This window comes from Pseudoalteromonas espejiana DSM 9414, assembly GCF_002221525.1.
Taxonomy (GTDB): Bacteria; Pseudomonadota; Gammaproteobacteria; order Enterobacterales; family Alteromonadaceae; genus Pseudoalteromonas; species Pseudoalteromonas espejiana.
This window is the reverse complement of the sequence record NZ_CP011028.1, coordinates 2,554,537-2,580,868: the sequence shown is the minus strand read 5'-3', so window position 1 is coordinate 2,580,868 and position 26,332 is coordinate 2,554,537. Positions and strand designations below refer to the sequence as shown.

26 protein-coding genes are annotated in these 26,332 nt (G+C 41.2%); 23 read left to right on the top strand and 3 right to left on the bottom strand.

Annotated elements, in window-relative coordinates; genetic code table 11:
* The first annotated feature begins 127 nt into the window (after positions 1–127).
* The 9 genes from pspA to PESP_RS11755 all read left to right on the top strand — a co-directional run bounded on the left by pspA (position 128) and on the right by PESP_RS11755 (position 8,066).
* Positions 128–787 carry a phage shock protein PspA gene (gene pspA / locus PESP_RS11795; protein ID WP_089348185.1) on the top strand — a complete coding sequence of 220 codons (660 nt, stop codon included), beginning with the start codon at positions 128–130 and terminating at the stop codon, positions 785–787.
* A gap of 66 nt (positions 788–853) precedes the next feature.
* A complete protein-coding gene (gene pspB, locus PESP_RS11790; RefSeq protein WP_011328706.1) occupies positions 854–1,087 on the top strand; it encodes an envelope stress response membrane protein PspB in 234 nt (77 codons plus the stop codon).
* Positions 1,084–1,485 carry an envelope stress response membrane protein PspC gene (pspC, locus tag PESP_RS11785; protein WP_089348184.1) on the top strand — a complete coding sequence of 134 codons (402 nt, stop codon included), beginning with the start codon at positions 1,084–1,086 and terminating at the stop codon, positions 1,483–1,485. Before pspB ends, pspC begins: the two co-directional genes overlap by 4 nt.
* 55 nt (positions 1,486–1,540) lie before the next feature.
* A complete protein-coding gene (locus tag PESP_RS11780; RefSeq protein WP_089348183.1) occupies positions 1,541–2,965 on the top strand; it encodes a YcjX family GTP-binding protein in 1,425 nt (474 codons plus the stop codon).
* On the top strand, positions 2,962–3,990 hold the full coding sequence (locus PESP_RS11775; RefSeq protein WP_089348182.1) for a YcjF family protein: 1,029 nt from the start codon (positions 2,962–2,964) through the stop codon (positions 3,988–3,990). Before PESP_RS11780 ends, PESP_RS11775 begins: the two co-directional genes overlap by 4 nt.
* Positions 3,991–4,131: 141 nt before the next feature.
* Positions 4,132–5,313 (top strand): methionine gamma-lyase, encoded by a 1,182-nt coding sequence (gene megL, locus PESP_RS11770; protein ID WP_089348181.1) that lies wholly within the window; start codon positions 4,132–4,134, stop codon positions 5,311–5,313.
* Positions 5,314–5,550: 237 nt separating this feature from the next.
* Positions 5,551–6,348: a phenylalanine 4-monooxygenase gene (gene phhA / locus PESP_RS11765; protein WP_089348180.1), complete on the top strand. Its 798-nt coding sequence runs from the start codon at positions 5,551–5,553 to the stop codon at positions 6,346–6,348.
* 37 nt (positions 6,349–6,385) lie between these two features.
* A complete protein-coding gene (locus tag PESP_RS11760) occupies positions 6,386–6,730 on the top strand; it encodes a 4a-hydroxytetrahydrobiopterin dehydratase (RefSeq protein WP_089348179.1) in 345 nt (114 codons plus the stop codon).
* Between the two features lie 250 nt (positions 6,731–6,980).
* On the top strand, positions 6,981–8,066 hold the full coding sequence (locus tag PESP_RS11755; protein WP_089348178.1) for a hypothetical protein: 1,086 nt from the start codon (positions 6,981–6,983) through the stop codon (positions 8,064–8,066).
* A 132-nt stretch (positions 8,067–8,198) separates the two neighbouring features.
* On the opposite strand, the gene dapD is transcribed toward PESP_RS11755, so the two are convergent.
* The 3 genes from dapD to map form a co-directional block, all read right to left on the bottom strand.
* Positions 8,199–9,026, bottom strand: a complete 828-nt coding sequence (gene dapD, locus PESP_RS11750) for a 2,3,4,5-tetrahydropyridine-2,6-dicarboxylate N-succinyltransferase (RefSeq protein ID WP_010557180.1) — start codon at positions 9,024–9,026, stop codon at positions 8,199–8,201.
* A 9-nt stretch (positions 9,027–9,035) separates the two neighbouring features.
* The gene (gene glnD, locus PESP_RS11745) at positions 9,036–11,654 is read right to left on the bottom strand and encodes a [protein-PII] uridylyltransferase (RefSeq protein WP_089348177.1); all 2,619 of its coding nucleotides are present in this window, start codon (positions 11,652–11,654) and stop codon (positions 9,036–9,038) included.
* Positions 11,655–11,717: 63 nt separating this feature from the next.
* Complete coding sequence (gene map / locus PESP_RS11740; RefSeq protein ID WP_281255089.1) at positions 11,718–12,536, bottom strand: type I methionyl aminopeptidase; 819 nt, start codon at positions 12,534–12,536, stop codon at positions 11,718–11,720.
* 238 nt (positions 12,537–12,774) lie between these two features.
* Between map and rpsB the strand changes: the two genes are divergently transcribed.
* The 14 genes from rpsB (at position 12,775) to PESP_RS11670 (ending at position 26,327) form a co-directional block, all read left to right on the top strand.
* Positions 12,775–13,503 carry a 30S ribosomal protein S2 gene (rpsB, locus tag PESP_RS11735; RefSeq protein ID WP_004586918.1) on the top strand — a complete coding sequence of 243 codons (729 nt, stop codon included), beginning with the start codon at positions 12,775–12,777 and terminating at the stop codon, positions 13,501–13,503.
* A 105-nt stretch (positions 13,504–13,608) separates the two neighbouring features.
* A complete protein-coding gene (tsf, locus tag PESP_RS11730; RefSeq protein WP_089348175.1) occupies positions 13,609–14,460 on the top strand; it encodes a translation elongation factor Ts in 852 nt (283 codons plus the stop codon).
* A 158-nt stretch (positions 14,461–14,618) separates the two neighbouring features.
* Positions 14,619–15,368: a UMP kinase gene (gene pyrH, locus PESP_RS11725; protein ID WP_058548381.1), complete on the top strand. Its 750-nt coding sequence runs from the start codon at positions 14,619–14,621 to the stop codon at positions 15,366–15,368.
* 49 nt (positions 15,369–15,417) lie between these two features.
* A complete protein-coding gene (gene frr / locus PESP_RS11720) occupies positions 15,418–15,939 on the top strand; it encodes a ribosome recycling factor (protein ID WP_371862732.1) in 522 nt (173 codons plus the stop codon).
* Positions 15,940–16,021: 82 nt separating this feature from the next.
* Positions 16,022–16,801 carry an undecaprenyl pyrophosphate synthase gene (locus PESP_RS11715; RefSeq protein ID WP_089348173.1) on the top strand — a complete coding sequence of 260 codons (780 nt, stop codon included), beginning with the start codon at positions 16,022–16,024 and terminating at the stop codon, positions 16,799–16,801.
* A gap of 21 nt (positions 16,802–16,822) precedes the next feature.
* Complete coding sequence (locus PESP_RS11710) at positions 16,823–17,689, top strand: phosphatidate cytidylyltransferase (protein ID WP_089348172.1); 867 nt, start codon at positions 16,823–16,825, stop codon at positions 17,687–17,689.
* Positions 17,686–18,891: a 1-deoxy-D-xylulose-5-phosphate reductoisomerase gene (ispC, locus tag PESP_RS11705; protein ID WP_089349163.1), complete on the top strand. Its 1,206-nt coding sequence runs from the start codon at positions 17,686–17,688 to the stop codon at positions 18,889–18,891. The genes PESP_RS11710 and ispC overlap by 4 nt, the downstream gene beginning before the upstream one ends.
* Before the next feature lies 1 nt (position 18,892).
* Positions 18,893–20,245, top strand: a complete 1,353-nt coding sequence (gene rseP / locus PESP_RS11700; RefSeq protein ID WP_089348171.1) for a sigma E protease regulator RseP — start codon at positions 18,893–18,895, stop codon at positions 20,243–20,245.
* A 101-nt stretch (positions 20,246–20,346) separates the two neighbouring features.
* On the top strand, positions 20,347–22,818 hold the full coding sequence (gene bamA, locus PESP_RS11695) for an outer membrane protein assembly factor BamA (RefSeq protein ID WP_089349162.1): 2,472 nt from the start codon (positions 20,347–20,349) through the stop codon (positions 22,816–22,818).
* A gap of 11 nt (positions 22,819–22,829) precedes the next feature.
* The gene (locus PESP_RS11690) at positions 22,830–23,348 is read left to right on the top strand and encodes an OmpH/Skp family outer membrane protein (RefSeq protein WP_089348170.1); all 519 of its coding nucleotides are present in this window, start codon (positions 22,830–22,832) and stop codon (positions 23,346–23,348) included.
* A 7-nt stretch (positions 23,349–23,355) separates the two neighbouring features.
* Positions 23,356–24,378: a UDP-3-O-(3-hydroxymyristoyl)glucosamine N-acyltransferase gene (gene lpxD / locus PESP_RS11685; RefSeq protein WP_089348169.1), complete on the top strand. Its 1,023-nt coding sequence runs from the start codon at positions 23,356–23,358 to the stop codon at positions 24,376–24,378.
* A 26-nt stretch (positions 24,379–24,404) separates the two neighbouring features.
* Positions 24,405–24,857, top strand: a complete 453-nt coding sequence (gene fabZ / locus PESP_RS11680; RefSeq protein ID WP_089348168.1) for a 3-hydroxyacyl-ACP dehydratase FabZ — start codon at positions 24,405–24,407, stop codon at positions 24,855–24,857.
* Positions 24,858–24,859: 2 nt separating this feature from the next.
* Positions 24,860–25,630, top strand: coding sequence for an acyl-ACP--UDP-N-acetylglucosamine O-acyltransferase (gene lpxA, locus PESP_RS11675; RefSeq protein WP_089348167.1), 771 nt, complete (start codon positions 24,860–24,862; stop codon positions 25,628–25,630).
* Positions 25,631–25,940: 310 nt separating this feature from the next.
* The gene (locus tag PESP_RS11670; RefSeq protein WP_089348166.1) at positions 25,941–26,327 is read left to right on the top strand and encodes a septal ring lytic transglycosylase RlpA family protein; all 387 of its coding nucleotides are present in this window, start codon (positions 25,941–25,943) and stop codon (positions 26,325–26,327) included.
* Positions 26,328–26,332 lie beyond the last annotated feature (5 nt).

Genomic DNA, 26,332 nt, shown 5'->3' with positions numbered 1-26,332 from the left:
TAAAGGAATTTGTATATTTAGTTTAACTTAATGAAAATAAAGTGTATTTTAGTTTTTAAAAAGTTGGCAAGCATATTGATACTAGTTACAGCAGACTAACTAAGTTTATATTACAGAGGTAAATGTTATGGGAATTTTTTCACGTTTTGCAGACATTGTTAATTCTAATATCAATGCCATTTTAGATAAAGCAGAAGACCCAGAAAAAATGGTTCGTCTTATTATCCAAGAGATGGAAGACACATTAGTAGAGGTACGCTCTACGTCAGCTAAAACACTTGCTGAGAAAAAAGAATTAGTACGTCGTGTAGATACATTAAAAGCACAAGTAACCGATTGGCAAGACAAAGCCGAGCTTGCACTTAGTAAAGACCGTGACGATTTAGCGCGCTCAGCACTACTTGAAAAGCAAAAATCGGCAGAAGCGGTTGCAGCAGTAGAAAGCGAGCTTGAGCATGTAGAGTCTCATATTGAGAAGCTTCAGCAAGAAGTCACCACGCTACAAGAAAAGCTAGCCGATGCTAAAGCACGTCAAAAGGCAATTATTTTACGTCAACGCTCGGCTGAGTCGCGCCTTGAAGTGAAAAAAGCACTTGATAGCTCTAAAGTAGACGATGCACTTAATCGTTTTGAGCGCTACGAAACTAAAATTGATGGACTAGAATCTCAAATAGAGTCTTACGATTTAGGTAAAAAGTCGCTTGCTGACGAAATTGCAGACTTGCAAAAAAATGAAAAGATAGATGATGAGTTAGCCGAACTTAAAAAGAAGCTAGCTGATAAATAACTTATAAAGGGGTACTTAAAGTGCCCCACTGCTTAAACATCGAATACGGATTGTCAGGAGAGGATTATGTTTGATCCAGAGATACTAGTTGCACCATTTATCTTGTTTATGATTTTTGTTGCGCCACTGTGGTTAATTTTACACTACCGTAGCAAAAAACAAGTAAGCCAAGGTTTAAGTGAGCATGAACACCGCCAATTACTTGAGCTTGCTCAAAAAGCCGAAAAAATGGCTGACCGAGTAGAGACCCTTGAAGCATTACTTGATCAAGAGTCACCACAATGGAGACGCAAAGTATGAGTGCCAAACGCGAATTATTAAGAGACCCACAACGCGGTAAAATAGCCGGTGTATGTGCGGGATTAAGTGACTACTTTAATATGGAGTTATGGTTAGTTCGCATTATATTTGTTAGTGCGGTATTGCTAACGGGTGGCCCATTATTTGTGGTAGCGTATATTGCAGCGTGGTTTATTTTAGATAAAAAAGACCCCACAACTACACATACAAGCAGCGCAACTAAAACTGACGATCCGCTAGAAGTAAAATTTAAAGTATGGCAAAAAGGCGAGCCTCCGCGCCGCGCATTGCAAGACTTAAAAGAGCGTTTAGCACGAGTAGATACACGCCTTCAAGATATGGAGCGTTATGTTACTTCAAGCGAGTTTACGGTTAGCCGTGAAATCAACAAACTTTAAAGGATTTAATAGCACTTTGTTCGGTGATTAAGCGTCAATGAAGTGCTAGCCCATTATGAGTAGCACTTCATTTGCCAAAAAAACCTTTAAAAGCATTAAAGGTTCAGCCCAAAAAGCCCTTCATCGTAGTTTAGATCAACACGTAAAATTAGCCGTAACGGGTTTAAGTGGTAGTGGTAAAACGGCGTTTATTACCGCGCTTGTTAAACACTTAACCACACAAAGTGATGATAAAAACTTACCGTTTTTTGATGTAATGCGAGAGCACCGACACATAGCCACTAAAGTTGTGCCGCAAGAGGCGTTAAAGGTGCCTACGTTTGACTACCCACGAGCACTTAATGCATTACTCCCAAGCGATGGGGAGCCTACATGGCCTGCATCAACCGAGCGTATTAACACCTTGCGTTTGGCTATTAAATACCAAAGTGCCTCAGGGTTACGTGGGCATTTTTCACCGCAATCTACGTTGTATTTAGATATTATTGACTACCCAGGTGAATGGCTACTTGATTTACCTATGCTTGAGCAAAGCTATAGCCAGTGGTGCGAGCAGCAGTACCCGTTGTTATTACAGCACCCACGAGTAAACACCTCTACTGAATTTTTAAACGCGCTTGAGCAGCTTGATTTAAATGCCTCCGTAGATGAAGGATTACTTGCACACATTGCAGCGCTTTATCAAAGTATGCTGGTGGGCCTTAAAAAAGACACTAAGCTTGCCATGTTACAACCTGGGCGAATGCTTATGCCTGGCGACTTACAAGGTGCGCCGCTGTTATTGTTTTTTCCGGTAAGCGCACAGCATATAAAAAGCGATGAAGTGGTGCCTGGCTCTAACTTAGCGCATTTAATTAAGCGTTTTAACGCCTATGTAAAAGAAGTGGTTAAGCCATTTTATAATGAGCACTTTAAACATTTTGATCGTCAAATTGTGTTAGTAGATGTGTTAAGTGCCTTAAACGAGGGCCACGAAACACTCCAAGAGCAAAGTAGTGTAATAAACCAATTGCTCGCACACTTTAATTACGGCGAGTCGGGATTTTTTAAGCGCTTATTTAAACCCAACATAGATAAAATACTGTTTGCTGCCAATAAGTCAGATCACATAAGTGCCAAGCACCACAAAGACTTAGCACTACTGCTTGATTCGCTAGTGCATGAGCAAAGTAATCACTTAAAGTTTGATGGCGTACAAATAGAAACCATGGCTATGTCGTCAATTACAGCCACGCAGCCGCGCCAAGTTGCCGATAAAGGCCAAACGTTAGATTGCATTTATGGCAAACCACTCAATGAGCAAGACTGGCTAACCTATTTACCGCCACAGCCACCTAACCGCATGCTTAATAAAAATGAGTGGCCAGCGCAGGGGTTTGAGTTTTTGTCGTTTGCGCCTATGCCAAACCCCGACAAGCAACTTAAACATATTCGCCTTGATCATGTGATGCAGTACCTGTTAGGAGACAAATTATCATGAACGATACACACCAAACATTTCAATCGGGCAGGCGTATTAATACCCAAGCCGATGAGGCGGTTGAGCCTAAACTTGCCCCTGCAAAAATAGTTGCTCAAGGTCAAAGTGAATACATTGAAGAGCCTGATGATGAGCTTATTGAAGATGAAATAGACTTAGAGCCGGTATATAAAAAGTCAAAATGGCAAACGCTTAAAGGTGTGTTTGTTGTGAGCTTTTTAGTACTGGTGCTACTTGAGTTTGCTTATTCGTTAGTATTTGCATTTCAGCAGTCAGTTATTTTAGGCGGCGTATATTTAACGGCCGTGGTAAGTGGTGTGCTATTAATTGGGCGCATTCTTTGGCGCGAATATAGAATGCTGCGCAGTTTAAAGCGCAATCAGTTACACCGTCATGAAGCCGACAGGCTTTTAAATAGCGAGCAAGTAGGCGGCGCATTGCCGTGGCTTGAAAAACTAAATAAGCACCAGCAGCTCGACAACTTCGAAGCGTTTAAAAACCAAGTGGCTACCCACCACAGCGATAAAGAAATAATGACCCTTTACGCGAATAGCTTACTTATAACCCAAGACACCCACGCTAAAAAGTTAATAAATCGCTTTGCGACAGAGTCTGCATTGCTCGTTGCCCTAAGCCCGCTGGCGCTGGTGGATATGATGGCAGTGCTTTGGCGTGGTACTAAGTTAATTGAGCAAATTGGTAAAATTTATGGCATTGGTTTTGGTTACGCAAGCCGCATTAAGCTTTACCGTATGCTTATAAAACAAGTGATATTTGTAGGCAGTGCTGAGCTTGTATCTGATTTAGCAGCCACAGCACTCAGCGCTGAGCTTTTAGGTAAGCTTTCGGGGCGTGCAGCACAAGGTGTTAGCGCCGGTATTTTTACAGCGCGTATTGGCTACAAAGCAATGGAGCTTAGCCGCCCACTGCCAAGGCTTGAAAACAAACGCAGCTTGTTAAAAGGCACAGTGCAAAGTATTGCCAGTAAAATTATGAGCCGTAAAAAGGGCGAGCCAACGCAATAAAAAGTGGCAATATTTGTGTACAAAACAGAGCTGAACGGTTTTTGCACAAATAGCCATCTGAGCATCCGGCATGCTTGTGATTTAAAGTGCGGTGCGTTTTATTTATGTAATTGACACACATAATAAAAACGAGAGCACACAATGAGCAAGCATCATATTAATACCCAATGTATCCATGGCCCACAAAAAGCAAACGATCCGCACGGCGCACTCACGTCGCCTTTGTATCAAACCTCTACATTTCATTTTGAAAACGCCGCACAAGGCGCCGCACGTTTTGCAGGCGAAGAGCCAGGTTATATTTACACCCGGCTAGGTAATCCAACCACCACCGAACTTGAGCAAAAAGTAGCACAGTTAGAAGGTTGCGAAGCTGCAGCAGCCACCGCCACAGGTATGGGCGCTGTTTCGGCATCGGTATTGAGCTTTTTATCGCAAGGCGATCACCTTGTGGCATCAAGCGCGTTATACGGTTGTACGTTCGCGTTTTTTGCACACATGTTGCCGCGCTGGGGAATTGAAGTCACTTTTGTTGATATGACCAATGAGAGTGAACTGCGCGCAGCCATTAAACCTAATTCAAAAATGATTTTTGTCGAAACCCCGATAAATCCGACAATGGCTGTTATCGATTTAGCCTTAATTGGCGCAGTGGCTAAACAACACAATTTAATTAGTGTGGTCGACAACACCTTTTTAACGCCACTGCTGCAATCACCTAAGCAGTACGATATAGATATTATTATGCACAGCGCCACTAAATACTTAAACGGCCATGGTGATGTAGTAGCAGGGCTTGTATGTGGAACGCAGGAGCACATTACTCTAATAAAAATGACGGTACTTAAAGATATTGGTGCAACCATAAGCCCGCACGATGCTTGGCTAATAAACCGCGGCTTAAAAACCTTAGCTATACGCATGGAGCGTCACTGCCAAAGCGCACAAACAGTAGCCGAATACTTAGAGGCGCATCCACAAGTTAATATTGTTTATTACCCAGGGCTTAAATCGCACCCAGGTAATAAATACATAGGCAATCAAATGAAAGCTGCAGGTGGCGTTATTGCATTTGAAATTAAAGGCACCCTTGCTCAAGGAGCGCAGTTTATAGATAGCATGAAGCTTTGCACACTCGCTGTAAGTTTAGGCGATGCCGAAACGCTCATTCAGCATCCCGCATCAATGACGCACTCACCTTACACACCCGAGGAGCGAGCAGCCGCAGGCATAAGCGACGGCCTAATTAGACTCTCTGTTGGGCTTGAGGATGTTAACGATATTATTGACGACTTAAATCAAGCTTTTACATTGATTTATTAAGTGTATTTATTTATGTACGCTTATTTTGGCTTTTAAAGCCTTTATAAATAACGGTGTACACAATTTACTCCTTGTGTGTAATTTTATATTTACAGTTTTAATGATCGTGCCAAATGTTGATATACGCTTAACTATTAAACTTTTCTTCACTTTTGCATAGTATGGCTGCATTAGATACTCACTCATATTGAGTATCACACTGACACACATTTAGGGCTTAACCCCAAGAAGGTTATTATGGCTAAAGCAAGTAAATACACCTCTAAAACACCAGACGAAAATGGTGTTATACACTGGAGCGAAGAAGAAAATAAAATTTGGTCTGAGCTTGTAGCACGCCAACTTGCGTGCATTGAAGGCAAGGCCTGCTATGAGTACATGGAGGGGCTTAAAAAAATAAACCTACCACACGATCGTATTCCGCAGTTAAGCGAGCTTAACGAAGTGCTTCTTGCCTCCACTGGTTGGCAAGTAGCGCCTGTACCTGCGCTTATTGATTTTGATGAGTTTTTTAGGTTGTTGGCAAACAAACAATTTCCGGTAGCCACGTTTATTCGCAGCCGTGAAGAGTTTGACTACCTTCAAGAACCTGACATTTTCCATGAAATATTTGGCCACTGCGCCATGCTAACCAACCCTGACTTTGCCGAATTCACTCACAAATATGGCCAGTTAGGTTACGCAGCACAGAAAAAAGATCGCGTGTACCTTGCACGTATGTATTGGTTTACGGTTGAGTTTGGTTTAATGCAAACCGAAAACGGCCTGCGTATCTACGGCGGCGGTATTTTATCAAGCCCGGGTGAAACGCAATACGTTTATTCAGACACACCAGAAATAACGCCTATGAGCGTAATTGATGTGCTGCGTACCCCGTACCGTATTGATATTATGCAACCACAGTACTACACCATTAATTCGATTCATGATCTGTTTGATATATCGCAAATGGATATTATGACTTTGGTTGAGCAAGCTAAAGCGCTTGGCTTGCACGACCCAAAATTTCCACCAAAAGAAAAATTAGCCAGTTAACTTTAATTTAAAAGAAACGCTAAAGTAAGGATTTAAGATGTCTTCATTAAGTGAACAAACATGCGAAGCTTGCCACGTAGATGCACCTAAAGTATCTGACGAAGAGCTTGCACAATTAATTACTAAAATCCCAGACTGGGTACCAGAAGTACGCGACGGCATTATGCAGCTTGAACGTGTTTATAAATTTAAAAACTTTAAACAAGCAATCGCATTTACTAACAAAGTGGGCGACATGGCAGAAGATGAAGGCCATCACCCAGGTTTATTAACCGAGTGGGGCAAAGTAACGGTTACATGGTGGAGCCATTCAATTAAAGGCCTACACAAAAACGACTTTATTTGCGCAGCTAAAACAGACGATGTATTTAACGCGCTTTAATCAAAAGTTAATTGAGCAAACCCAAAAGCACTTATTTTTATAAGTGCTTTTTTGGTTTAGGGATGTCACTAGCGTAGGTTGGGTTGAGTGAAACGAAACCCAACGAATCTCTGATGAACTTATTTACCTCGGTGCTTGTTTTACCATCAATACTTTCTTTTGGCCTAGGTTAAAATAATCCTTTTTTCTTTATACGTTTGTATTTTTAGTGATATTTTAGAGCTAATAACGAGCTTAAGGATAAAAGTTAATGGAAAAGGCGATCAAGGATAACAAGATTTCTGACTTTAGAGATCTAGTAAATTCCAATTCAAGCTTTGTTTATAAGACTTATCACAACAAAAGTGGCAAAAATCAATGGAATATAATTTGTTCTTGTATGGATTGGATCACTGTAGCGATTCGGTACTTAGAACATCCTCCAGGGGTTGAGGAAAATATTGATGTGCGTGTAATGCAGATGTTTTCTTTAATTTCTGCAATAGATCTTGTTTCAGAAGCAATAACTCAACTACATCGAGTGTTTATAAACCCGAGGACTTTACCTTTCTCCGGTGAAAAGGAGTGTTTTACAAATCGTTTATTTGATGAGGACGACAACAGCTACTTCAAATCAATCAGAGCTTCATTTGGTGCTCATCCTGTAAATTTGAATCATTCAGACTGTAAAAGGTTTGCTAGTTGGCCTTATGATGACCACATTGATAATGATGAGCTTACTGTTAACTTATATAGTAATAAAGTCGGTGAAAGTGATTTAGTGATGGTTCTTAACTCTAACGAACTATTTTGTTTCCTTCTTAAGAGATACAACTATCTTGATGTTCTTTCTCAAGTAATAACAAAATTATTTAACGATTTTAAGCTGAATTTATCTAAGCAACCGATAGAGACTAAAGAATCCAATTTAGAACAGCTATATATTTTAAAAAATGAGTCTGAGATAAGATTAAACAATGATTACTATAATGATGTTATTGCTAATTTAATTATGGTCTATGAAGTAGAGCCTTTAGAGACAAATCTAGAGATTAAGGCTACCAATTATAGAAAGTCACTAGAGCCATTAATTGATGAAATAAAAATAAACCTCCAATTGATGAATATTAAAGATTTAGATAATGACAGGCTTCTTGAGCCTAAATCAGACTTAAGTCGAAAGCTAAGTTATGAGTTAGGGAAGTTTTACAGTTGGCTGCATGAGAGTCGCTATGATCCATTAGCTAACCATTACCTAAAAAGATTTAATGAAGAAACAGACTACATATATGAATTTAAGATAGAAGATCCAGTAAATACATTATTCATTAAGACAAAAATAATGCTGCTTGATTAATAGTTCATTGCTATAAACAAAAAAGCCCTAAACCCAAAAGGTTTAGAGCTTTCTATATACAATTAAAGTTTAGCTAAAACACTTAACTGTAACGTATCGTTGGGTTTCGTTTCACTCAACCCAACCTACGTGTTAATCATCAATTGAGCGAAGTAGGGCGTTGATGCCTACTTTTTCACGTGTTTGTTGATCTACTTTTTTAACGATAATTGCAGCGTATAGGCTGTGGGTGCCATCTTTTGATGGTAGTGCACCTGGCACTACTACTGCGCCTGCTGGTACGCGGCCGTAGTGAATTTCGCCGGTTTCACGGTCGTAAATACGGGTGCTTTGGCTGATGTAAACGCCCATTGAAATTACAGCGCCTTCTTCTACTACTACGCCTTCAACAATTTCAGAACGTGCGCCAATAAAGCAGTTGTCTTCAATGATGGTTGGGTTAGCTTGAAGAGGCTCTAAAACGCCGCCTATGCCAACGCCGCCAGATAAGTGTACGTTCTTACCAATTTGTGCACACGAGCCTACAGTGGCCCATGTATCAACCATAGTGCCTTCGTCAACGTATGCGCCAATGTTTACGTACGATGGCATAAGTACAACGTTTTTACCTACAAAGCTGCCTTTACGCGCTACTGCGTTTGGTACTACGCGCATACCGCCTTGCTGAAATTGCTCCGGCGTGTAGTCGCTAAATTTAAGCGGTACTTTGTCGTAAAATTGATTTACGCCGTCGTTCATTGGTTGGTTGTCGCGAATACGAAACGACAGTAATACGGCTTTTTTAAGCCATTGGTGTACAACCCATTCGCCTGATATTTTTTCTGCAACGCGGGCAGCGCCGCTATCAAGTAACTCTAGTGCGTCGATAATAGCTTGTTTAACATCGCTAGATACGGTGCTTGGGCTTATGCTGTCGCGGTTGTCCCACGCGTTTTCTATCATGGTTTTTAAATCTGACATGGTGTGTCCTTATTCTGTTTCGGCGTTGAATTTTTTACGTAATGCCTGATGAATTTTGGCTTGCTCTTCATCAGTCAGCGCTTGATATTCGTTATTTGATACGACAAAGAAATCCTCGGCACGTTCACCTACCGTTGTGATGCGGGCAGCGTGAATGTGTAATAAATGCGCTTGGAAAACTTCGGCAATTTTTGTAAGTAAACCGGGTATATCTACAGCTTGAATTTCTATTAGGCTGCGATCTTTGCGTGCGTGTGGGCGCAGTACAATTTTAGGTTTAATATTAAAGTCTTTAAATCGTTGTGAGCGATTCTTTTTAAAACGTATTTTTTTACGCGGCTCGTTAAGTGCTTGCTCAAGCCCGCGTTTAATTGACTGTGCACGGCTACTTGCAATTGGGTCGCCGCTTACTTCAAGTATTACAAAATTAAATAGGGCGTAGCCGTCTTTAGTTGTAAGTACTTGCGCGTGTTGTATTTGCGCTTTTTTAGAACCAATTACACTTACTAGGCGTGCAAACAGTGGCCCAGAGTAAGGGCTATAAGCAAACACCTGCGTGCCACCGTGCATTGCTTTATCAGAAACAATAACGCTTGGCTGACTTAAGTCACTGCATTTTAATAAGTGCTCGGTTTGCCATGATATTTGTTGCTCGCTAAAGGCAGTAAAGTAATTGGCTTTAAAGCGACTCCAAATTAAGTCAATTTGATCTTCTACATAGCCTAAATTAAGTAGGCGCTGTTTAGCTTGGTGTTTTTTATCGCGAATTTGGTCGCGTTGATCCATTGGGTTTTCAAGCCCTAAGCGCAGTGCACGTTGGGTATGAAGGTATAACTCGCGCAGTAGGGTGCTTTTCCAGTCGTTCCATAGGTTGTCGTTGGTTGCACGAATATCGGCAACGGTTAAACAATAAAGGTAGTCGAGCTGGCGCTCCGTTTTTACCCGCGATGCAAAGTCTTTAATTACACCTGGGTCGTTTATGTCTTTACGCTGCGCGGTAACCGACATAAGTAAATGGTTACCAACTAACCACGATATAAGTTTTCCATCCGATGATGGGAAGCCATGTAACTTAGAAAATGCAATAGCATCAACCGAGCCAAGCTCTGAGTGATCGCCGCCACGGCCTTTAGCAATGTCATGAAAAATACCGGCTAAATAAAGCAGCTCAGGTTTATCCATGCGCGTTACTATTTCACTACAAAGCGGAAACTCGCTAATTTTAGTTTTATCAAAATATTGATAAATATTATTAATTAATTTGTGGGTGTGCTCATCAACGGTGTAGGCATGAAATAAATCAAATTGCATTTGCCCAAATATATTACGCCACTGCGGTAAATACGCTGCTAACATGCCGTGTTTGTGCATAAGTGTAAACGCGCGCCCCATACCATTAGGGTGTTTTACAATACGCATAAAGGCTTCACGGCAGGCTGCATAGTCTTGCAAGTCACCTAGTAGGCGCCTACGCACTTGCCTAATTGTACGAATAGTACTTGGGTAAATATGAGTGATTTCAGGATTGTCGGCAATGTGTTCAAACAAAACAAACAGCTGATCGCGTCTAAAAAATACCGACGGATTTTTAACCCTAATTTGATGCCCAATGCGTTCAAAGTCTTTATCGAGCTCAATAACGGCGGCTTCGCTGCTTTCTGGCATAATACTTTCTTCAAAGTAAGAAAGTAGCATTTGGTTTAGCTCACGTACGCGGCTCATTATTCTAAATAAGCGTTTCATCATGCGCTCTACCGATGCTTTGCCATCGCTACCAAAGCCGAGTATTTCGGCGGCATTTGGTTGATGGTCAAACAATAAACGGTTTTCGGAGCGCCCAGCGGCTAAATGCAGTGCAAAGCGAATATTCCAAAGGTTTTCTAGGCACTCAGAAAGCTCCTGAAACTCTTCATGGGTTAAGTAGCCATGATTTATAAGCTCTTGAAGTGTTTCGGCTCTAAAGTGCTTTTTTGCAACCCAAATAATGGTTTGTAAATCGCGAAGCCCGCCTGGGTTTTCTTTAATGTTAGGCTCAAGGTTATACGCTGTGCCATGGCATTTTTTATGGCGTAAGTTTTGCTCTTGTACTTTAGCAACAAAAAATTCACCAGAGCGCCAAACTGGGGTTTCTATGATGTGGGTTTTAAGCTTTTCAAACTCAATGTGATTACCAAAAATTAGGCGGCTTTCGAGTAAGCTGGTGGCAAAGGTAACATCGCCGCGCTTTTTCTCAATGGCTTGCTCTATGGTGTGAACGCTGTGACCTATTTCTAGGTTAAGGTCCCAAAGCATAGTAACAAACTGGCCTATTTTTTCACATACCGCTTCACTTGGTTGCTGGGTAACCAATAACAAAAAGTCGATGTCGGAGTAGGGATGCAGCTCGCCACGCCCATAGCCGCCTACGGCAATAAGTGCTAAGTCGGGTTCGTGTGCTAAATCGTAAACATGAAACAGTTTAATTAGCAGGCGGTCTATAAACTCAGCCCGGGCATTAATTAAATTACCAACTGGTTGCTTTGAAAATTCGTTATGTAGCCATTTATAAAAATAGCTAGAACAATCGCGATAATCACTTAGTTGCTCAGCATCGCTAAGCAACTTTTTTACTTTGTTGGGTAATGCCACGTGGGCTGGCTCCTTATTGAACCTTACACAGATAACCTGTTGGCTATCAAATGCTTTGGTTTATTAGTGTTCGATGATTCGCTCGATAGTATCATCTGATCGCAGCGTTAAAATTTCAACACCATTTTCAGTCACTAATAAAGTATGTTCCCACTGTGCAGACAAGCTACGGTCGCGTGTAACTACAGTCCAGTCATCTTTAAGTAATTTACATTGGCGCTTACCAGCGTTAACCATAGGCTCGATTGTTAAACACATACCTGCTTTTAACGTTTCGCCAGTACCGGCTTTACCGTAGTGCATTACTTGTGGCTCTTCGTGAAATTCGCTACCAATACCGTGGCCGCAGTATTCACGTACAATTGAGTAGTTAAAGCTTTCTGCGTATTTTTGGATGGCTTCGCCAATATCACCTAAACGTACACCCGGTTTTACCATTTTAATGGCAAGGTATAAGCTTTCTTGGGTTACTTCTGCTAGGCGCTTACCTTGAATATTAGGGGTGCCAACATGAAACATTTTAGACGTATCGCCGTGGTAACCATCTTTAATTACGGTTACGTCAATGTTTACACTGTCGCCATCTTTTAATGGTTTATCATTAGGAATACCATGGCAAATTACATGGTTTACAGAGGTACAAACCGACTTAGGAAAACCGTGGTAATTTAGTGGCGCAGGTATGGCATCTTGCACATTTACAATATAATCATGACAAATTGTATTTAGTTCATCAGTAGTCACACCTGGCACTACATGCGGTCCAATCATTTCAAGCACGTCTGCCGCTAAACGCCCGGCTACACGCATTTTTTCAATTTCTTCAGGGGTCTTGATCACAGCGCTCATTGAGGCTCCAAAGTTGCGTTTTTTAACATTTATCGTCGCACAAATTTTGCACGCGACGTTGAGTATTTAATTTTAATATGGTATAAAGCGCGCCGTCTTTTTACAAATAAATTCTTAAATGATTTTTTGTATTTAAGGCAAACACAATTTTATTTTAACACACACACGTATCGTCACATACACTTGGGTGCATTTGAAGTTTAAATACTTCGGTGTTGGTGCTATGGGATATGTGGAGGCCTAACCCTAAACTACATAGAGGATTTACAAAATGGCAAACGTTTCAATGCGCGATATGCTTCAAGCTGGTGTTCACTTTGGTCACCAAGCACGTTACTGGAACCCTAAGATGAAGCCTTTCATCTTCGGCGCACGTAACCGTGTACATATCATCAACCTTGAGCAAACAGTACCAATGTTCAACGACGCACTTAAGTTTTTATCAAGTGCTGCTGCAAACAAAGGTAAAGTTCTTTTCGTTGGTACTAAGCGCGCAGCAAGCGAAGCAGTTAAAGAAGCTGCTTTACAAAGCGACCAGTTCTTCGTTAACCACCGCTGGTTAGGTGGTATGTTAACTAACTGGAAAACAGTTCGTCAGTCAATCAAGCGTCTTAAAGACCTTGAAGCTCAAAGCCAAGACGGTACTTTCGAGAAGTTAACTAAGAAAGAAGCGTTAATGCTTACTCGCGAAATGGAAAAGCTTGAAAAGAGCCTTGGCGGTATCAAAAACATGGGTGGCCTTCCAGACGCTATCTTCGTTATCGATGCTGATCACGAGCACATTGCTATCCGTGAAGCAAACAACCTAGGTATTCCAGTTGTTGCAATCGTTGATACTAACTCTAACCCAGACGGTGTTGATTACATCGTACCTGGTAACGATGATGCTATCCGTGCAATCAACCTTTACACTAGCTCTGTTGCAGCTGCTATCACTGAAGGTCGTGAGAACAACATCGTTGCTCAAGCTGAGAAAGACGACTTTGTAGAAGCTGAGTAATTAGCTGTCATCAAGTCTTCATCTTTTTAAGGTGAAGACTTGCTATTCTTGTAGAGCGGTTTACCCGCTTATCTAATACCTGATTTCAGATTTGAGGATTTACTAATGGCTGTAACTACTGCCCTAGTTAAAGAATTACGCGAGCGTACTGGCGCTGGCATGATGGATTGTAAAAAAGCGTTAACTGAAACTGATGGCGACATCGAGTTAGCGATTGAAAACATGCGTAAGAGCGGTGCTGCAAAGGCTGCTAAGAAAGCAGGTAACATTGCTGCTGAAGGTACTATCATCATCAAGCAAAACGCAGGTGTTGCAGTACTTGTAGAAGTTAACTGTCAAACTGACTTCGTAGCAAAAGATGCAAGCTTCCTAGCATTTGCTAACAAAGTTGCAGATGCTGCTATTGCTGACACTACTTCTATCGAAGACTTACAAGCTAAGTTCGAAGAAGACCGTGTTGAGCTAGTAACTAAAATTGGTGAAAACATCAATGTACGTCGCCTTCAGTACATCACTGGTGAACAACTAGTTGAATACCGTCACGGCGAGCGTATTGGTGTTGTTGTTGCAGGTGTTGCTGAAGAAGAAACACTTAAGCACGTTGCAATGCACGTTGCTGCTTCAAACCCAGATTACCTAACTCCAGATGACGTACCTGCTGATGTTGTTGAAAAAGAAAAGCAAGTACAAATCGACATCGCGATGAACGAAGGCAAGCCTGCTGAAATCGCTGAGAAGATGGTTGTTGGTCGTATGAAGAAATTTACTGGTGAGGTTTCTCTTACTGGTCAAGCTTTCATCATGGAACCTAAAAAATCTGTTGGCGAAATTCTTAAAGAGAAAAACGCAACAGTTACTGGCTTTGTACGTATGGAAGTTGGTGCAGGTATCGAGAAGAAAGAAGAAGATTTTGCTGCTGAAGTTGCTGCTCAAATTGCAGCTGCTAAAGGCGAGTAAGATTAACTATTTGTGATGCATAAGGAAATTAGATGCCATTAAAGTACTATTTGCTTTTGCGTCACGCTTAGAAATTCTTTAAAATAACCGCGCTTTTATGTTTATCATAAGCGCGGTTATTTTTTACCCATAATTTAATAAAAGTTGGCCCCAATACTATGACTATCAATCGTAAACCTATTTTTAGACGTGTTCTTCTCAAATTAAGTGGTGAAGCTTTAATGGGAGACGAAGGCTTCGGCATCGACCCTAAAGTATTAGATCGTATGGCTCAAGAGATTAAAGAGCTTGTAGAACTCGACGTAGAAGTGGGTTTAGTTATCGGCGGCGGTAACTTTTTACGTGGTGGATCACTTGCAGAAGCTGGCATGAACCGCGTAGTAGGCGACCACATGGGTATGCTTGCAACGGTAATGAATGGCCTTGCAATGCGTGATGCACTACACCGTGCTTTTGTAAATTGTCGTTTAATGTCGGCTATCCCGTTAAACGGTGTATGTGACGCTTACAACTGGGCTGAAGCAATCAGCTTATTAAAATCTGGCCGCGTCGTAATTTTTGCAGCGGGTACAGGTAACCCATTCTTTACTACCGATTCTGCTGCGTGTTTACGCGGTATCGAAATTGAAGCAGACACAGTAATTAAAGCGACTAAAGTTGACGGTGTATACAGCGATGATCCGGTTAAAAACCCAGAAGCGACGCTTTACCGCCACTTAAGCTACAATGAAATCATTGATAAAGAATTAAAAGTAATGGATTTAGCGGCGTTTACATTAGCCCGCGATCATAATATGCCGTTGAGCGTATTTAACATGAATAAATCAGGCGCGTTAAAACGCGTAATTATGGGTGAAGAAGAAGGAACACTTATCTCTTCACAAGCCTCAGATGAAGTAATCAAATAATTAGGATTAAACCGTGATTAACGATATTCAAAAAGATGCGCAAGAGCGCATGCAAAAAAGTGTAGCAGCACTAGGTAGCCAATTATCTAAAATCCGTACTGGCCGTGCTCACCCTGCAATTTTAGACGGCATTATGGTGTCTTACTACGGTGCAGATACACCACTTAACCAAGTTGCAAACGTAACGATTGAAGACTCACGTACACTAGCCATTGGCGTGTTCGATAAGTCTTTAGCGCAAGCGGTAGAAAAAGCAATTATGGCGTCTGACTTAGGCTTAAACCCTATGTCTGCAGGTACGGTAATTCGCGTACCACTTCCTCCGCTTACAGAAGAGCGTCGTAAAGATTTAATCAAAATTGTACGTGGCGAAGTAGAAGGCGGCCGTGTTGCTGTTCGTAATATTCGTCGTGATGCCAATGGCGATGTTAAATCTTTACTTAAAGATAAAGAAATTTCTGAAGATGAAGCGCGTCAAGCAGAAGATGCTATTCAAAAGCTTACAGATAAGTTTATCAAAGAAATGGATACGCAATTATCAGCTAAAGAAGCTGAATTGATGGAAATTTAATTCATTAAATAACCTACATTTTGGGTTAGTAAATATATTAGTTTTGAAACGCCGTCTAGGGTATACTAGGCGGCGTTTTTTTATGGAATACTCAATATTTATGGTTCTAGACGCTGATACAATTTCACAGCAATGTTTGCCTAAACATGTTGCCATCATCATGGATGGGAACGGGCGTTGGGCGCAAGCTAGAAATAGACCTCGTGTGTTCGGGCATAAAAAAGGCGTGGACGCAGTTCGTCAATCTGTTCAGTTTTGTACTAAATTAGGGATACAATCGTTGACCTTATTTGCTTTTAGTAGTGAAAACTGGCGCCGCCCCGAAGACGAAGTAAACACTTTAATGGAGCTTTTTTTGTTTGTATTAACAAAGGAAGTTAAAAAGCTTCATAAAAACAATGTAAAACTGACCATTATTGGAGACTTATCACGATTCTCTGAAAGTTTACGTAGCAAAGTAGATGCCGCGCATAAGCTAACAGCAGATAACACTGGGTTGCATTTAAATGTGGCTGCTAATTACGGCGGCAGATGGGATATGGCAAATGCAGCTAAGCAACTTGCACTTCAAGTTGCTGACGGACAACTCAAGGCTGAGGACGTTACAGAAGAGCGCTTAGCGCAGCATATGAGCATGGCAGATCAGGCAGAGCCAGATTTACTTATTCGCACTGGTGGCGATGTTCGTATTAGTAACTTTTTACTATGGCAAGCTGCCTATGCGGAACTTTACTTTACCGATACACTATGGCCTGATTTTAATGAAGCAGCATTTGCTGAGGCCATAGCGTGTTACGTTGCCAGAGAGCGACGTTTTGGTTGTACGGGCGAACAAATAAAACAATTACTCGCTCAAACCTAAAATAGAATAAGGGTCACTATTTTGTTAAAACAACGAATTTTAACCTCGGTTGTATTAGCGCCATTAGCGCTAGCCTTGGTTTTTTATACTCCACTCACACTGTTTAGCTATTTTGCTGGTGTAATTGTATTACTTGGCGCGTGGGAGTGGTCTGCTTTTATGGGCCTATGTGGCAAATTAAAGCGTGGTGCTTTTGTGGTACTTATTGGCGCATTATTAGCGCTCTTAAACCTGCATTGGCCTATAGAGTCATTGTGGCAAAATGGTAAACTGGTTGGCGATGCTAATTATTTGTTTACGCTCTCTTTTGCTTGGTGGATTGTAGCAAGCTATTTAATTTGGCGTTACCCAGCCATGGCTAAAGCATGGAACGAAGGCTTAGTTATGCGCGGTATTGCAGGGCTATTAACGTTAGTACCGTTATGGCTTGCGCTTAATACACTGCGCAGTGCCCAATACGCAGAGTCGACTCATTTTGGATCAGTACTTATTTTAGTTGTACTAGGCATAGTATGGAGTGCCGATGTAGGTGCGTACTTTACTGGCAAGAGCTTTGGTAAGCACAAGCTAATGCCAAAAGTAAGCCCAAATAAAACCATTGAAGGCTTAGCCGGCGGTGTAGTTACATCGATTGTTTTTGTATTGGCTTTTTGTCACTTCACTGGTGTGGATTTTGCTGTTTGGCCAATTTACGCGATTATGACTGCATTTATAGCTCTGTTTTCAGCGGTTGGTGATTTACTCGAAAGTATGTTTAAACGCGAAGCAGGCTTAAAAGACAGCGGGAAATGCTTACCAGGTCACGGTGGTATTTTAGATAGAATTGACAGTTTAACTGCTGCAGCGCCAATGTTTGTAATGTGCTATGCATGGACCTTGAGTTTATGAGCCAAAAGCAACAACTGGTTATTTTAGGCGCTACGGGTTCAATTGGGTTAAGCACATTAGATGTTATAGCGCGAAATAAAGCGCTATTTGATGTATTTGCATTAACTGCTGGGCAAAATGCTAAAAAAATGGCTGAGCTGTGTATTGAACACGAACCGCTTTATGCGGTTATGGCTACGCAAGCAGCAGCAGAAGAGCTTAGCGCTTATTTAAATAACACTTCATGCCAAACTCTAGTTATGCACTCAGTGCAAGCTATGAGCGATTTATGTGCTCACCCTGATGTAGATACAGTGATGTCTGCCATTGTTGGTGCAGCGGGGCTTTTACCCACGCTTAGCGCTGTAGAAGCAGGCAAAAAAGTATTACTCGCTAACAAAGAATCGTTAGTGATGTCGGGCCAGTTGTTTATTGATAAAGTAAAACAACATAAAGCCACGTTACTGCCAATTGATAGCGAACATAACGCTATTTTTCAGTGTTTACCTCCGTCATTACAAAATGCACAAAGCGATAAAAGCCTGCAAGATAACGGCGTAAGTAAAATATTGCTTACAGGTTCAGGTGGGCCGTTTTTAACGCGCGATATTAATACCTTAAAAGATGTAACAGTTAGCGAAGCCGTCGCGCACCCTAATTGGTCTATGGGGCAAAAAATATCAGTAGACTCTGCAACAATGATGAACAAAGGCCTAGAGTTTATTGAGGCTAAATGGTTATTTAATTGCGATACCAGCGATATTGACGTGGTTATTCATCCGCAAAGTATTATTCACTCAATGGTGCAATACCATGATGGCTCTATTTTAGCGCAAATGGGTAATCCCGATATGCGCACGCCAATTGCGCATGCGCTTGCTTATCCTGAGCGTATTAATGCAGGTGTTAAACCGCTTAACTTTGCCGATATATGTGATTTTTCGTTTACTAAGCCCGACTTTGCACGTTATCCCAATTTGCAACTTGCAATAGATGCGTGTAGTGCAGGCCAAGGCGCAACCACCACAGTAAATGCAGCTAACGAAATAGCGGTAGCGGCCTTTTTAAATGGTGAAATAGGCTTTACAGATATTTATAAAATTAATGCACAAACACTCGACGATGCCACATTTACAAACGTACAAAGTTTGGATGAAATTTTAGAGTGTGACAAATTAGCCCGTGAACGTGCGGCGCAGCTAATAACAAAAGTGACTCATTAATATGTTAGATTTTTTTTGGAACCTTGGTTCTTTTATTTTAGCCCTAGGTATTTTAGTTGCCATACATGAGTATGGGCACTTTTGGGTTGCCCGAAAAATGGGGGTTAAAGTCCTGCGTTTTTCAATTGGTTTTGGTAAGCCGCTTTTAAAATGGCACGACAAATACAATACCGAATACGTTATTGCCGCTATACCGCTAGGTGGTTACGTTAAAATGCTCGATGAGCGAGTAGACGAAGTACCTGCAAACGAGCGCCACTTATCATTTAATGCTAAATCGGTTCAGGCACGCATCGCCATTGTTGCTGCAGGCCCTATGGCTAATTTTTTGTTCGCAATTGTCGCGCTGGCGGCTATGTATATGGTGGGCGTGCAGTCGGTTAAACCAGTCGTAGGTAGCATAACCGAAGGAAGCCGGGCAGAGCAGGCGGGTATAATGCCCTCGCAGCAAATTATTAAAATTGGCGATGACAACATTGCTACATGGCAAGATGCGACCTTTGCGTTAATGTCGAGCTTAGGTGAGCAATCTGTTTCGGTTGTTGTTCGTACTGAAAACTATCAAGAGCAAACTAAAACATTAAATGTAGATGGCTGGAAGCTTGATCAGCAAGATGTACCGCCACTGAGCTCATTAGGTATTGTGCCATTTAGGCCGCAAGCCACATTAAAAATAGCTGCAATTACAAAAGATTCAGCCGCAGAACTGGCAAATTTGCAGGTTAACGATACGATTGTGGCCGTAAATGGTGAAACAATAAGCGATTGGCAGCAATTAGTTAATCTTATTACGCAATCGGCTAACAAATCTTTACAATTTAGTGTAAAAAGACAAGATAGTATAAAAAGCGTGATGGTAACGCCTAAATCGCGCATGAATGATCAAGGTATTGAGCAAGGTTTTTTAGGTGTAGCACCGGTTGTGCAATCGTGGCCAGAGGGCTACGTAGAAACCAGAAGCTACGGCCCACTTGATAGTATAGCGCGTGGAACGCAAGAGACTTGGCGCCTTATAACACTTAGCTTTGACATGATTGGTAACTTAATTACCGGCCAAGTCTCGGTTAAAAATTTAAGTGGCCCTGTAGGCATTGCAGTTGGCGCTGGAACTAGCGTAAGCTACGGGCTAGTGGCCTTTTTAAGCTTTTTAGCACTAATTAGTGTTAACTTGGGTGTATTTAATTTATTACCTCTGCCAGTGCTTGATGGTGGACACTTAATGTATTACATAATTGAACTTTTTCGTAAAAAGCCGGTCTCTGAAAAGACACAAGAATTTGGTTTTAAAGTGGGCGCCTTGCTGCTCATATTTTTAACATGTTTCGCTTTGTTCAATGATGTATCGCGTTTGTAGTTACAGCGTGACAGTTACTAAATTAGAACACGATTGTAAGCATCACTAATTTTTATTTGATGTTAAGCGGTAATACAGTTGTAAAGGATAAAGATAATAAAATGGCTATAAAAAAACATTTGGCAGTTACAAGTTTATTGGGTGCAAGTTTTGCAGCCCTGGGCCAAAACTCCTTTATTGTTGAAGATTTAAAAATTGAAGGTTTGCAACGTGTAGCACTTGGTGCAGCACTAACGCATGTGCCTATCAATGTGGGCGATAACGTAGACGAGTATACGATTTCAAAAACAATAAAGTCACTTTATCGTTCAGGTCACTTTGACAACATCAAAGCGTTACGCGATGGCAATAACGTTATTTTTAAAGTTACTGAGCGTCCTACCATTAGCTTTATTGAGTTTGAAGGCAATAAAGATATTAAAGACGAGCAGCTTAACGAATCGCTCGACCAACAAGATATTCGCCAAGGCGAACCACTTGATAAAACCGTTATCGATAATATCGAAAAAGGCTTAGTTGAGTTTTTCCACAGTATTGGTAAATACAACGCAACGGTTGATATTAGCGTTACTAAGTTGCCACGTAACCGTGTAAAGCTAAAGCTTGAATTTGACGAGGGCGAAGCTGCGTCTATTCGTCAAATTAACTTAGTAGGTAATGAGCTTTTCTCAAACGAAGAACTATTAAAACTTGCTGAATCGCAACAAGATTTACCATGGTGGCAGTTTATGGGTAGCGATCGCTACCAAAAGCAAACCATTGAAGGCGATTTAGAAAAAATCCGCAGCTACTACTTAGACCGTGGTTACTTGCGTTTTAATATCGACTCAACGCAAGTATCTGTAAGTCCTGAGCGCGAATCAGTTTATGTTACAGCTAACTTAACTGAAGGTGTTAAATACACAGTTAAAGGTTTTGACTTTATTGGTGATTTACTTGGCCGTGAAGAACTTATAAAGAGCGTTATCCCACTTCGTGCCGGTGAGCTGTACAATGGCTCTGTAGTTACCTCTTCAGAAGAATTTATTAAAAGCTATTTAGCACGTTTTGGTTATGCGAACGCCGAAGTACGCACAATTCCTGAAATTGACGATGAAAAACAAGAAGTACAGTTAACGCTTTCGGTTAACCCGGGTAAGCGTGTTTATGTTCGTCGTATTATTGTAGGTGGTAACCAAAACACCGCGGATGAAGTGCTTCGCCGTGAAATGACACAGCTTGAAGGTGCTTGGTTATCAAACCAAAACCTTGAGCGCTCTAAATTACAAATTCAGCGTTTACCATACATGGAAACGGTTGATTTTAACGTAGTGCCTGTACCAGGTGTAGACGACCAAGTAGACGTAGACTTTACGGTAAAAGAACAATCAGCAGGTAGCTTTAATGCAGGTCTTGCATATGGCTCATACGCAGGTTTACAGTTTAATATTGGTGTTACCGAATCTAACTTTTTAGGTACGGGTAACCAAATTGGCTTAAACTTAAATACCTCTACGGGTTCTGAGAGCATTAGCTTATCGTACACCGACCCTTACTTTACGCCTGATGGTGTATCGCAAGGTAGTAGTATTTTTTACAATAACTACGATGCGAGTAAATTCAGTCTAGTAGATTACAAATCTACAAGTTACGGTATTGGTACTAATATTGGTTTTCCAATTGATGCGGTAAATCGTATTAATTTTGGTGTTCGTTGGATTCAAGAAGAGCTATCAGAAATTGCTGAGTACGAGCAAACACGTGTACTTCGCGAAACCTTCTTAGATGAAGACAATCCAGATGCTGGCTTTGACTTTACTAAATATGAGCTAAGTGTAGGTTGGTCGCGTATTACCGTTAACCGTGGTTTATTCCCTACGGCTGGTTCGCGTCAAACAGTAAACTTAACAGCAACAACGCCTAACTCTGACCTTCAGTACTTTAAACTGAACTACGACTCGCGTTTTTACTGGCCAATTTCTAACGACCATCGTTGGGTGTTCTCAACACGTGCAGCACTTGGCTATGGTAATGGTTATGGGTCAACAAATGGTTACGAGCAAACCTTGCCGTTCCAAGAGTTCTTCCGTATAACCGAAATGGAACTACGTGGCTTTGACCGTAATACAATATTGCCACGTGCAGTATCGCGTATTCCGTTATCAATTCCTGGTACACCAGGCGCTGATGGCACAACTACGGGTAGCATTGGCGGTTCAGACCAGTTCGATATTTTAGTACCACAAGGTCGTATTGGTGGTAATGCTAAAGCGGTTGCTGGTATGGAATTAATTGTACCAACGCCGTTCCTAGATGAAGAAAACACCAGCTCTGTACGTACCAGTTTCTTTGTGGACGCTGCCAACGTATGGGATACTGAATTTAGCGTTGACCGTTTCCAAAACTTAGCGCCAGATGAGCGTGCTAAGTTAGATGATTACTCTGATCCAATGCGCTTTAGGGTATCAACCGGTTTATCTTTACAATGGATCTCTCCAATGGGTCCTATGCTGATTAGTTTTGCGTATCCGTTGCAAAAAGAAGAAGATGACGATACAAAGACCATCAGCTTTAATATTAGTAACACTTTCTAAAGGAGTTTTTTGTGAAAAAATTATTTAAATCAACAGCAGTAGCCGTGTTAGCAACATTAATGATGGGTACTTCTGCAAGTGCATTTGCCCACAAAGTAGGCATTGTTGATATGCAAGAGATCTACAAGCAAATTCCTCAAATGGCTAAGATTGAACAGTCTTTACAAACTGAGTTTGCTGAACGTCGTCAAGAACTTGAAAAACTTCAGGGCGACATTCGTTTTGAAGCTGAAAAATTTAAGCGTGAAAGCACAACTATGAGCCAAGCTCAAAAAGATGCATTACGTGACAAAATTCAAGGCATGCAACAAAACCTTGCAGAAAAAGGCCGTCCTTTAGAGCAAGAAATCAAAACACGTCAAAACCAAGAGCTTGCTAAAGTTCAGGGTTTAATTATTAAAACGATTGAAGAAATTGCTAAAGATGGCGACTTCGACGAAGTTAAAGTAAAAGACACTACAATTTACTTTAACCCTAAAGAAGTAACGGATCTTTCAGGCAAAGTTGTATCAGCTGTTAGCAAGAAATAATCTATCTATGCAAAATTATACGCTTTCGCAAATTGCGGAACTTCTAGGCGCCGAGCTTCAAGGTGATGGCGCTTTAGAAATAACAAAAATAGCTACACTTGCAAATGCCCGTTCTGGGCATATTGCATTTTTAGCGAACTCAAAATATCGCACACAACTTGAGAGCACTCAGGCAAGTGCCGTTATTTTAAGTGAAGCCGACGCGCCTTATTTTACTGGCGGTAAAATCGTTGTTGCTAATCCTTATGTAAGTTACGCAAAACTCGCGCAATTTATGGATACAACACCTCGCTCAGCCTCGCAAGGGGTTCACCCTAGTGCCACTATTCACCCAACAGCGATTGTAAGCGACAGCGCTGCAATTGGTGCAAACGTGGTGATAGAAGCCGATGCGGTAATTGCAGACAACGCGCAAATTGGTCCGAACAGTTTTATCGGAGAACGTGTTAAAATAGGTTCTGGCACAAAGCTTTGGCCGAGTGTGACTATTTATCACGATGTTGAGATTGGTGCAGATTGTTTGTTTCAAGCAAACAGCGTGGTTGGCAGCGACGGATTTGGCTATGCTAACGAGCGTGGGCAATGGGTTAAAATCCCTCAATTAGGCTCTGTGCTTATTGGCGACAAGGTTGAGATTGGCGCAAGTACAACTATTGACCGTGGCGCACTGGATAACACAATAATTCATAGCAATGTAATTATTGATAACCAATGCCAAATAGCGCACAACGTTGAAGTTAATTCGGGAACTGCAATTGCAGGCTGTACTGTACTAGCAGGGAGTGTAACCATTGGCAAAAACTGTCAAATTGGTGGCATGACTGCAATTAATGGTCACATGTCAGTATGCGATGGTGTTATAATTACCGGTATGAGTATGGTGACTAAGTCGATCACCGAGCCGGGTATTTACTCATCTGGTATGCCCCATACAACTAATAAAGAATGGCGTAAATCAATTGCTCACTTGCGTAATCTTTCAGACATGAAATCACGTCTTAAAGCGCTTGAGGCATTGGCTAAGTCATAACGTTGAACACTAATAAGGATGCTATTTTGGCAAACGAATTAAATAGCCTTGATATTCAAGAAATTTTAAGTTTATTACCACATCGTTACCCGATGCTGTTAATTGATCGTGTTATTGACTTTACCCCTGGCGAGTCACTTCATGCGATTAAAAATGTTTCTATTAACGAACCTATTTTTACTGGCCATTTTCCTAATCAGCCAATTTTTCCTGGTGTGCTAATATTAGAAGCAATGGCGCAAGCCACTGGTTTACTAGGTTTTAAAACAGTAGAAAACCGTAGCGATAATGAGCTTTACTTATTTGCAGCGGTAGATAACGCGCGTTTTAAACAGCCAGTAGTACCAGGCGATACAATGCATTTGCATGTAGAATTTTTAAAAGAACGCCGCAATATATGGAAATTTGCCGCTGAAGCAAGAGTCGACGGCAAGGTTGTATGTAGTGCCGAAATTATGTGTGCGAGAAGAGAGTTTTAATAGTGATCCATTCTACAGCAATAATCGAACCTGGCGCTAAACTAGGCAACAATGTCTCAGTTGGTCCGTATAGCTATATTGGCAATGATGTTGTGATCGGTGATGACTGTATTATTGAGTCTCACGTTGTTGTTAAAGGGCCATCTACTATTGGTTCTGGTAATCATATTTTCCAATTTGCGTCTGTAGGCGAAGCCTGCCAAGACAAAAAATACAACAACGAGCCAACAACCCTCATTATTGGCGACAATAACGTTATTCGTGAGTGTGCAACCATTCACCGCGGTACTATTCAGGACCAAGGTGTTACTAAAATTGGTAGCAATAACTTATTTATGGCATATACCCATGTTGCTCACGATGCCGTAATTGGCGATAACGTAATTTTTGCTAATAACGCAAGTGTTGCAGGCCATGTACATGTAGGTGACTGGGTTATCTTAGGTGGTAACTCGGGTGTGCATCAGTTTTGTAAAATTGGTGATCACGCATTTATTGGCATGTACTCGGGTGTTAATAAAGACGTACCGCCGTTTGTTACTACTATTGGTATGCCAGCAGGCCCTGCAGCAATCAATAAAGAAGGCATGAAACGTCGTGGCTTTGAAAGCGATGAAATAATGGCAGTACGCCGTGCTTATAAAGCGTTTTACCGTAAGAGCTTAGGTGTTGATGAAGCCATAGCTTCACTAAGTGAAGACGCTGCAAAGTACCCAGCAGTACAAACCATGATAGATTTTGTTAAAGGCTCTGAGCGCGGTATCGTAAGATAAGCGCTCACTGTTTTTAAATAAACCACCTGAGATAAATCGACGGTGGTTTTTTATTGCCTGTAATTTATACCAATTGTTATTAACCATTTTGAGTGGCAAAACCTGATGTTAGCTGCGTTAAAGGTTTCTCATTTTGAACAACTAAATAGCGAATTTTTTGCCATTCTATCGACAAGGTTTCACTACTTCAAAATAGACTACTTAATTAAGCGAATTGGTATTTGTTATTCAAAATGCCTTTGTTAAATTCAGTACATGCTCAGGGTGTTAAGGTTACGCTTGCGCCAATTTTTATAATTAAAGTCTTTTTATGCGTATATCACAGTTAGTTTTTACTTTAAGTTTTAGCCTTATATTGGCTGCATGTAGTAGCCAACCTATTGTTATCTCATCAAATGGCGAAGTAACTCAGGTGGGTAAAGCCTCATACTATGCTAACAAATACCATGGGCGTACAACAGCTAGTGGCGAAACGTTTAGTCAAAGCGCAGCGACTGCCGCGCACTTAGACTTTGCTTTTGGCACTAAAGTAAAAGTAACTAACTTAGCTAATAATAAATCGGTAATAGTAAGAATAAACGACAGAGGCCCATATGTGCGTGGCCGCGTTATTGATTTATCACTAGGGATGTTTAAAAAAATAGCCGACCCTAAAGTCGGCATTATTGATGTGTCTGTTAGTGTTTTAAAAGACTAGTCATA

Coding starts and splice junctions, on each gene's coding strand:
- bamA (WP_089349162.1), top strand. CDS start 20,347: ATGGCTATAAAAAAACATTTGGCAGTTACAAGTTTATTGGGTGCAAGT.
- pyrH (WP_058548381.1), top strand. CDS start 14,619: ATGACTATCAATCGTAAACCTATTTTTAGACGTGTTCTTCTCAAATTA.
- rseP (WP_089348171.1), top strand. CDS start 18,893: ATGTTAGATTTTTTTTGGAACCTTGGTTCTTTTATTTTAGCCCTAGGT.
- rpsB (WP_004586918.1), top strand. CDS start 12,775: ATGGCAAACGTTTCAATGCGCGATATGCTTCAAGCTGGTGTTCACTTT.
- frr (WP_371862732.1), top strand. CDS start 15,418: ATGCAAAAAAGTGTAGCAGCACTAGGTAGCCAATTATCTAAAATCCGT.
- PESP_RS11760 (WP_089348179.1), top strand. CDS start 6,386: ATGTCTTCATTAAGTGAACAAACATGCGAAGCTTGCCACGTAGATGCA.
- PESP_RS11780 (WP_089348183.1), top strand. CDS start 1,541: ATGAGTAGCACTTCATTTGCCAAAAAAACCTTTAAAAGCATTAAAGGT.
- pspA (WP_089348185.1), top strand. CDS start 128: ATGGGAATTTTTTCACGTTTTGCAGACATTGTTAATTCTAATATCAAT.
- ispC (WP_089349163.1), top strand. CDS start 17,686: ATGAGCCAAAAGCAACAACTGGTTATTTTAGGCGCTACGGGTTCAATT.
- tsf (WP_089348175.1), top strand. CDS start 13,609: ATGGCTGTAACTACTGCCCTAGTTAAAGAATTACGCGAGCGTACTGGC.
- pspB (WP_011328706.1), top strand. CDS start 854: ATGTTTGATCCAGAGATACTAGTTGCACCATTTATCTTGTTTATGATT.
- PESP_RS11755 (WP_089348178.1), top strand. CDS start 6,981: ATGGAAAAGGCGATCAAGGATAACAAGATTTCTGACTTTAGAGATCTA.
- PESP_RS11715 (WP_089348173.1), top strand. CDS start 16,022: ATGGAATACTCAATATTTATGGTTCTAGACGCTGATACAATTTCACAG.
- lpxD (WP_089348169.1), top strand. CDS start 23,356: ATGCAAAATTATACGCTTTCGCAAATTGCGGAACTTCTAGGCGCCGAG.
- dapD (WP_010557180.1), bottom strand. CDS start 9,026: ATGTCAGATTTAAAAACCATGATAGAAAACGCGTGGGACAACCGCGAC.
- megL (WP_089348181.1), top strand. CDS start 4,132: ATGAGCAAGCATCATATTAATACCCAATGTATCCATGGCCCACAAAAA.
- PESP_RS11775 (WP_089348182.1), top strand. CDS start 2,962: ATGAACGATACACACCAAACATTTCAATCGGGCAGGCGTATTAATACC.
- PESP_RS11670 (WP_089348166.1), top strand. CDS start 25,941: ATGCGTATATCACAGTTAGTTTTTACTTTAAGTTTTAGCCTTATATTG.
- pspC (WP_089348184.1), top strand. CDS start 1,084: ATGAGTGCCAAACGCGAATTATTAAGAGACCCACAACGCGGTAAAATA.
- phhA (WP_089348180.1), top strand. CDS start 5,551: ATGGCTAAAGCAAGTAAATACACCTCTAAAACACCAGACGAAAATGGT.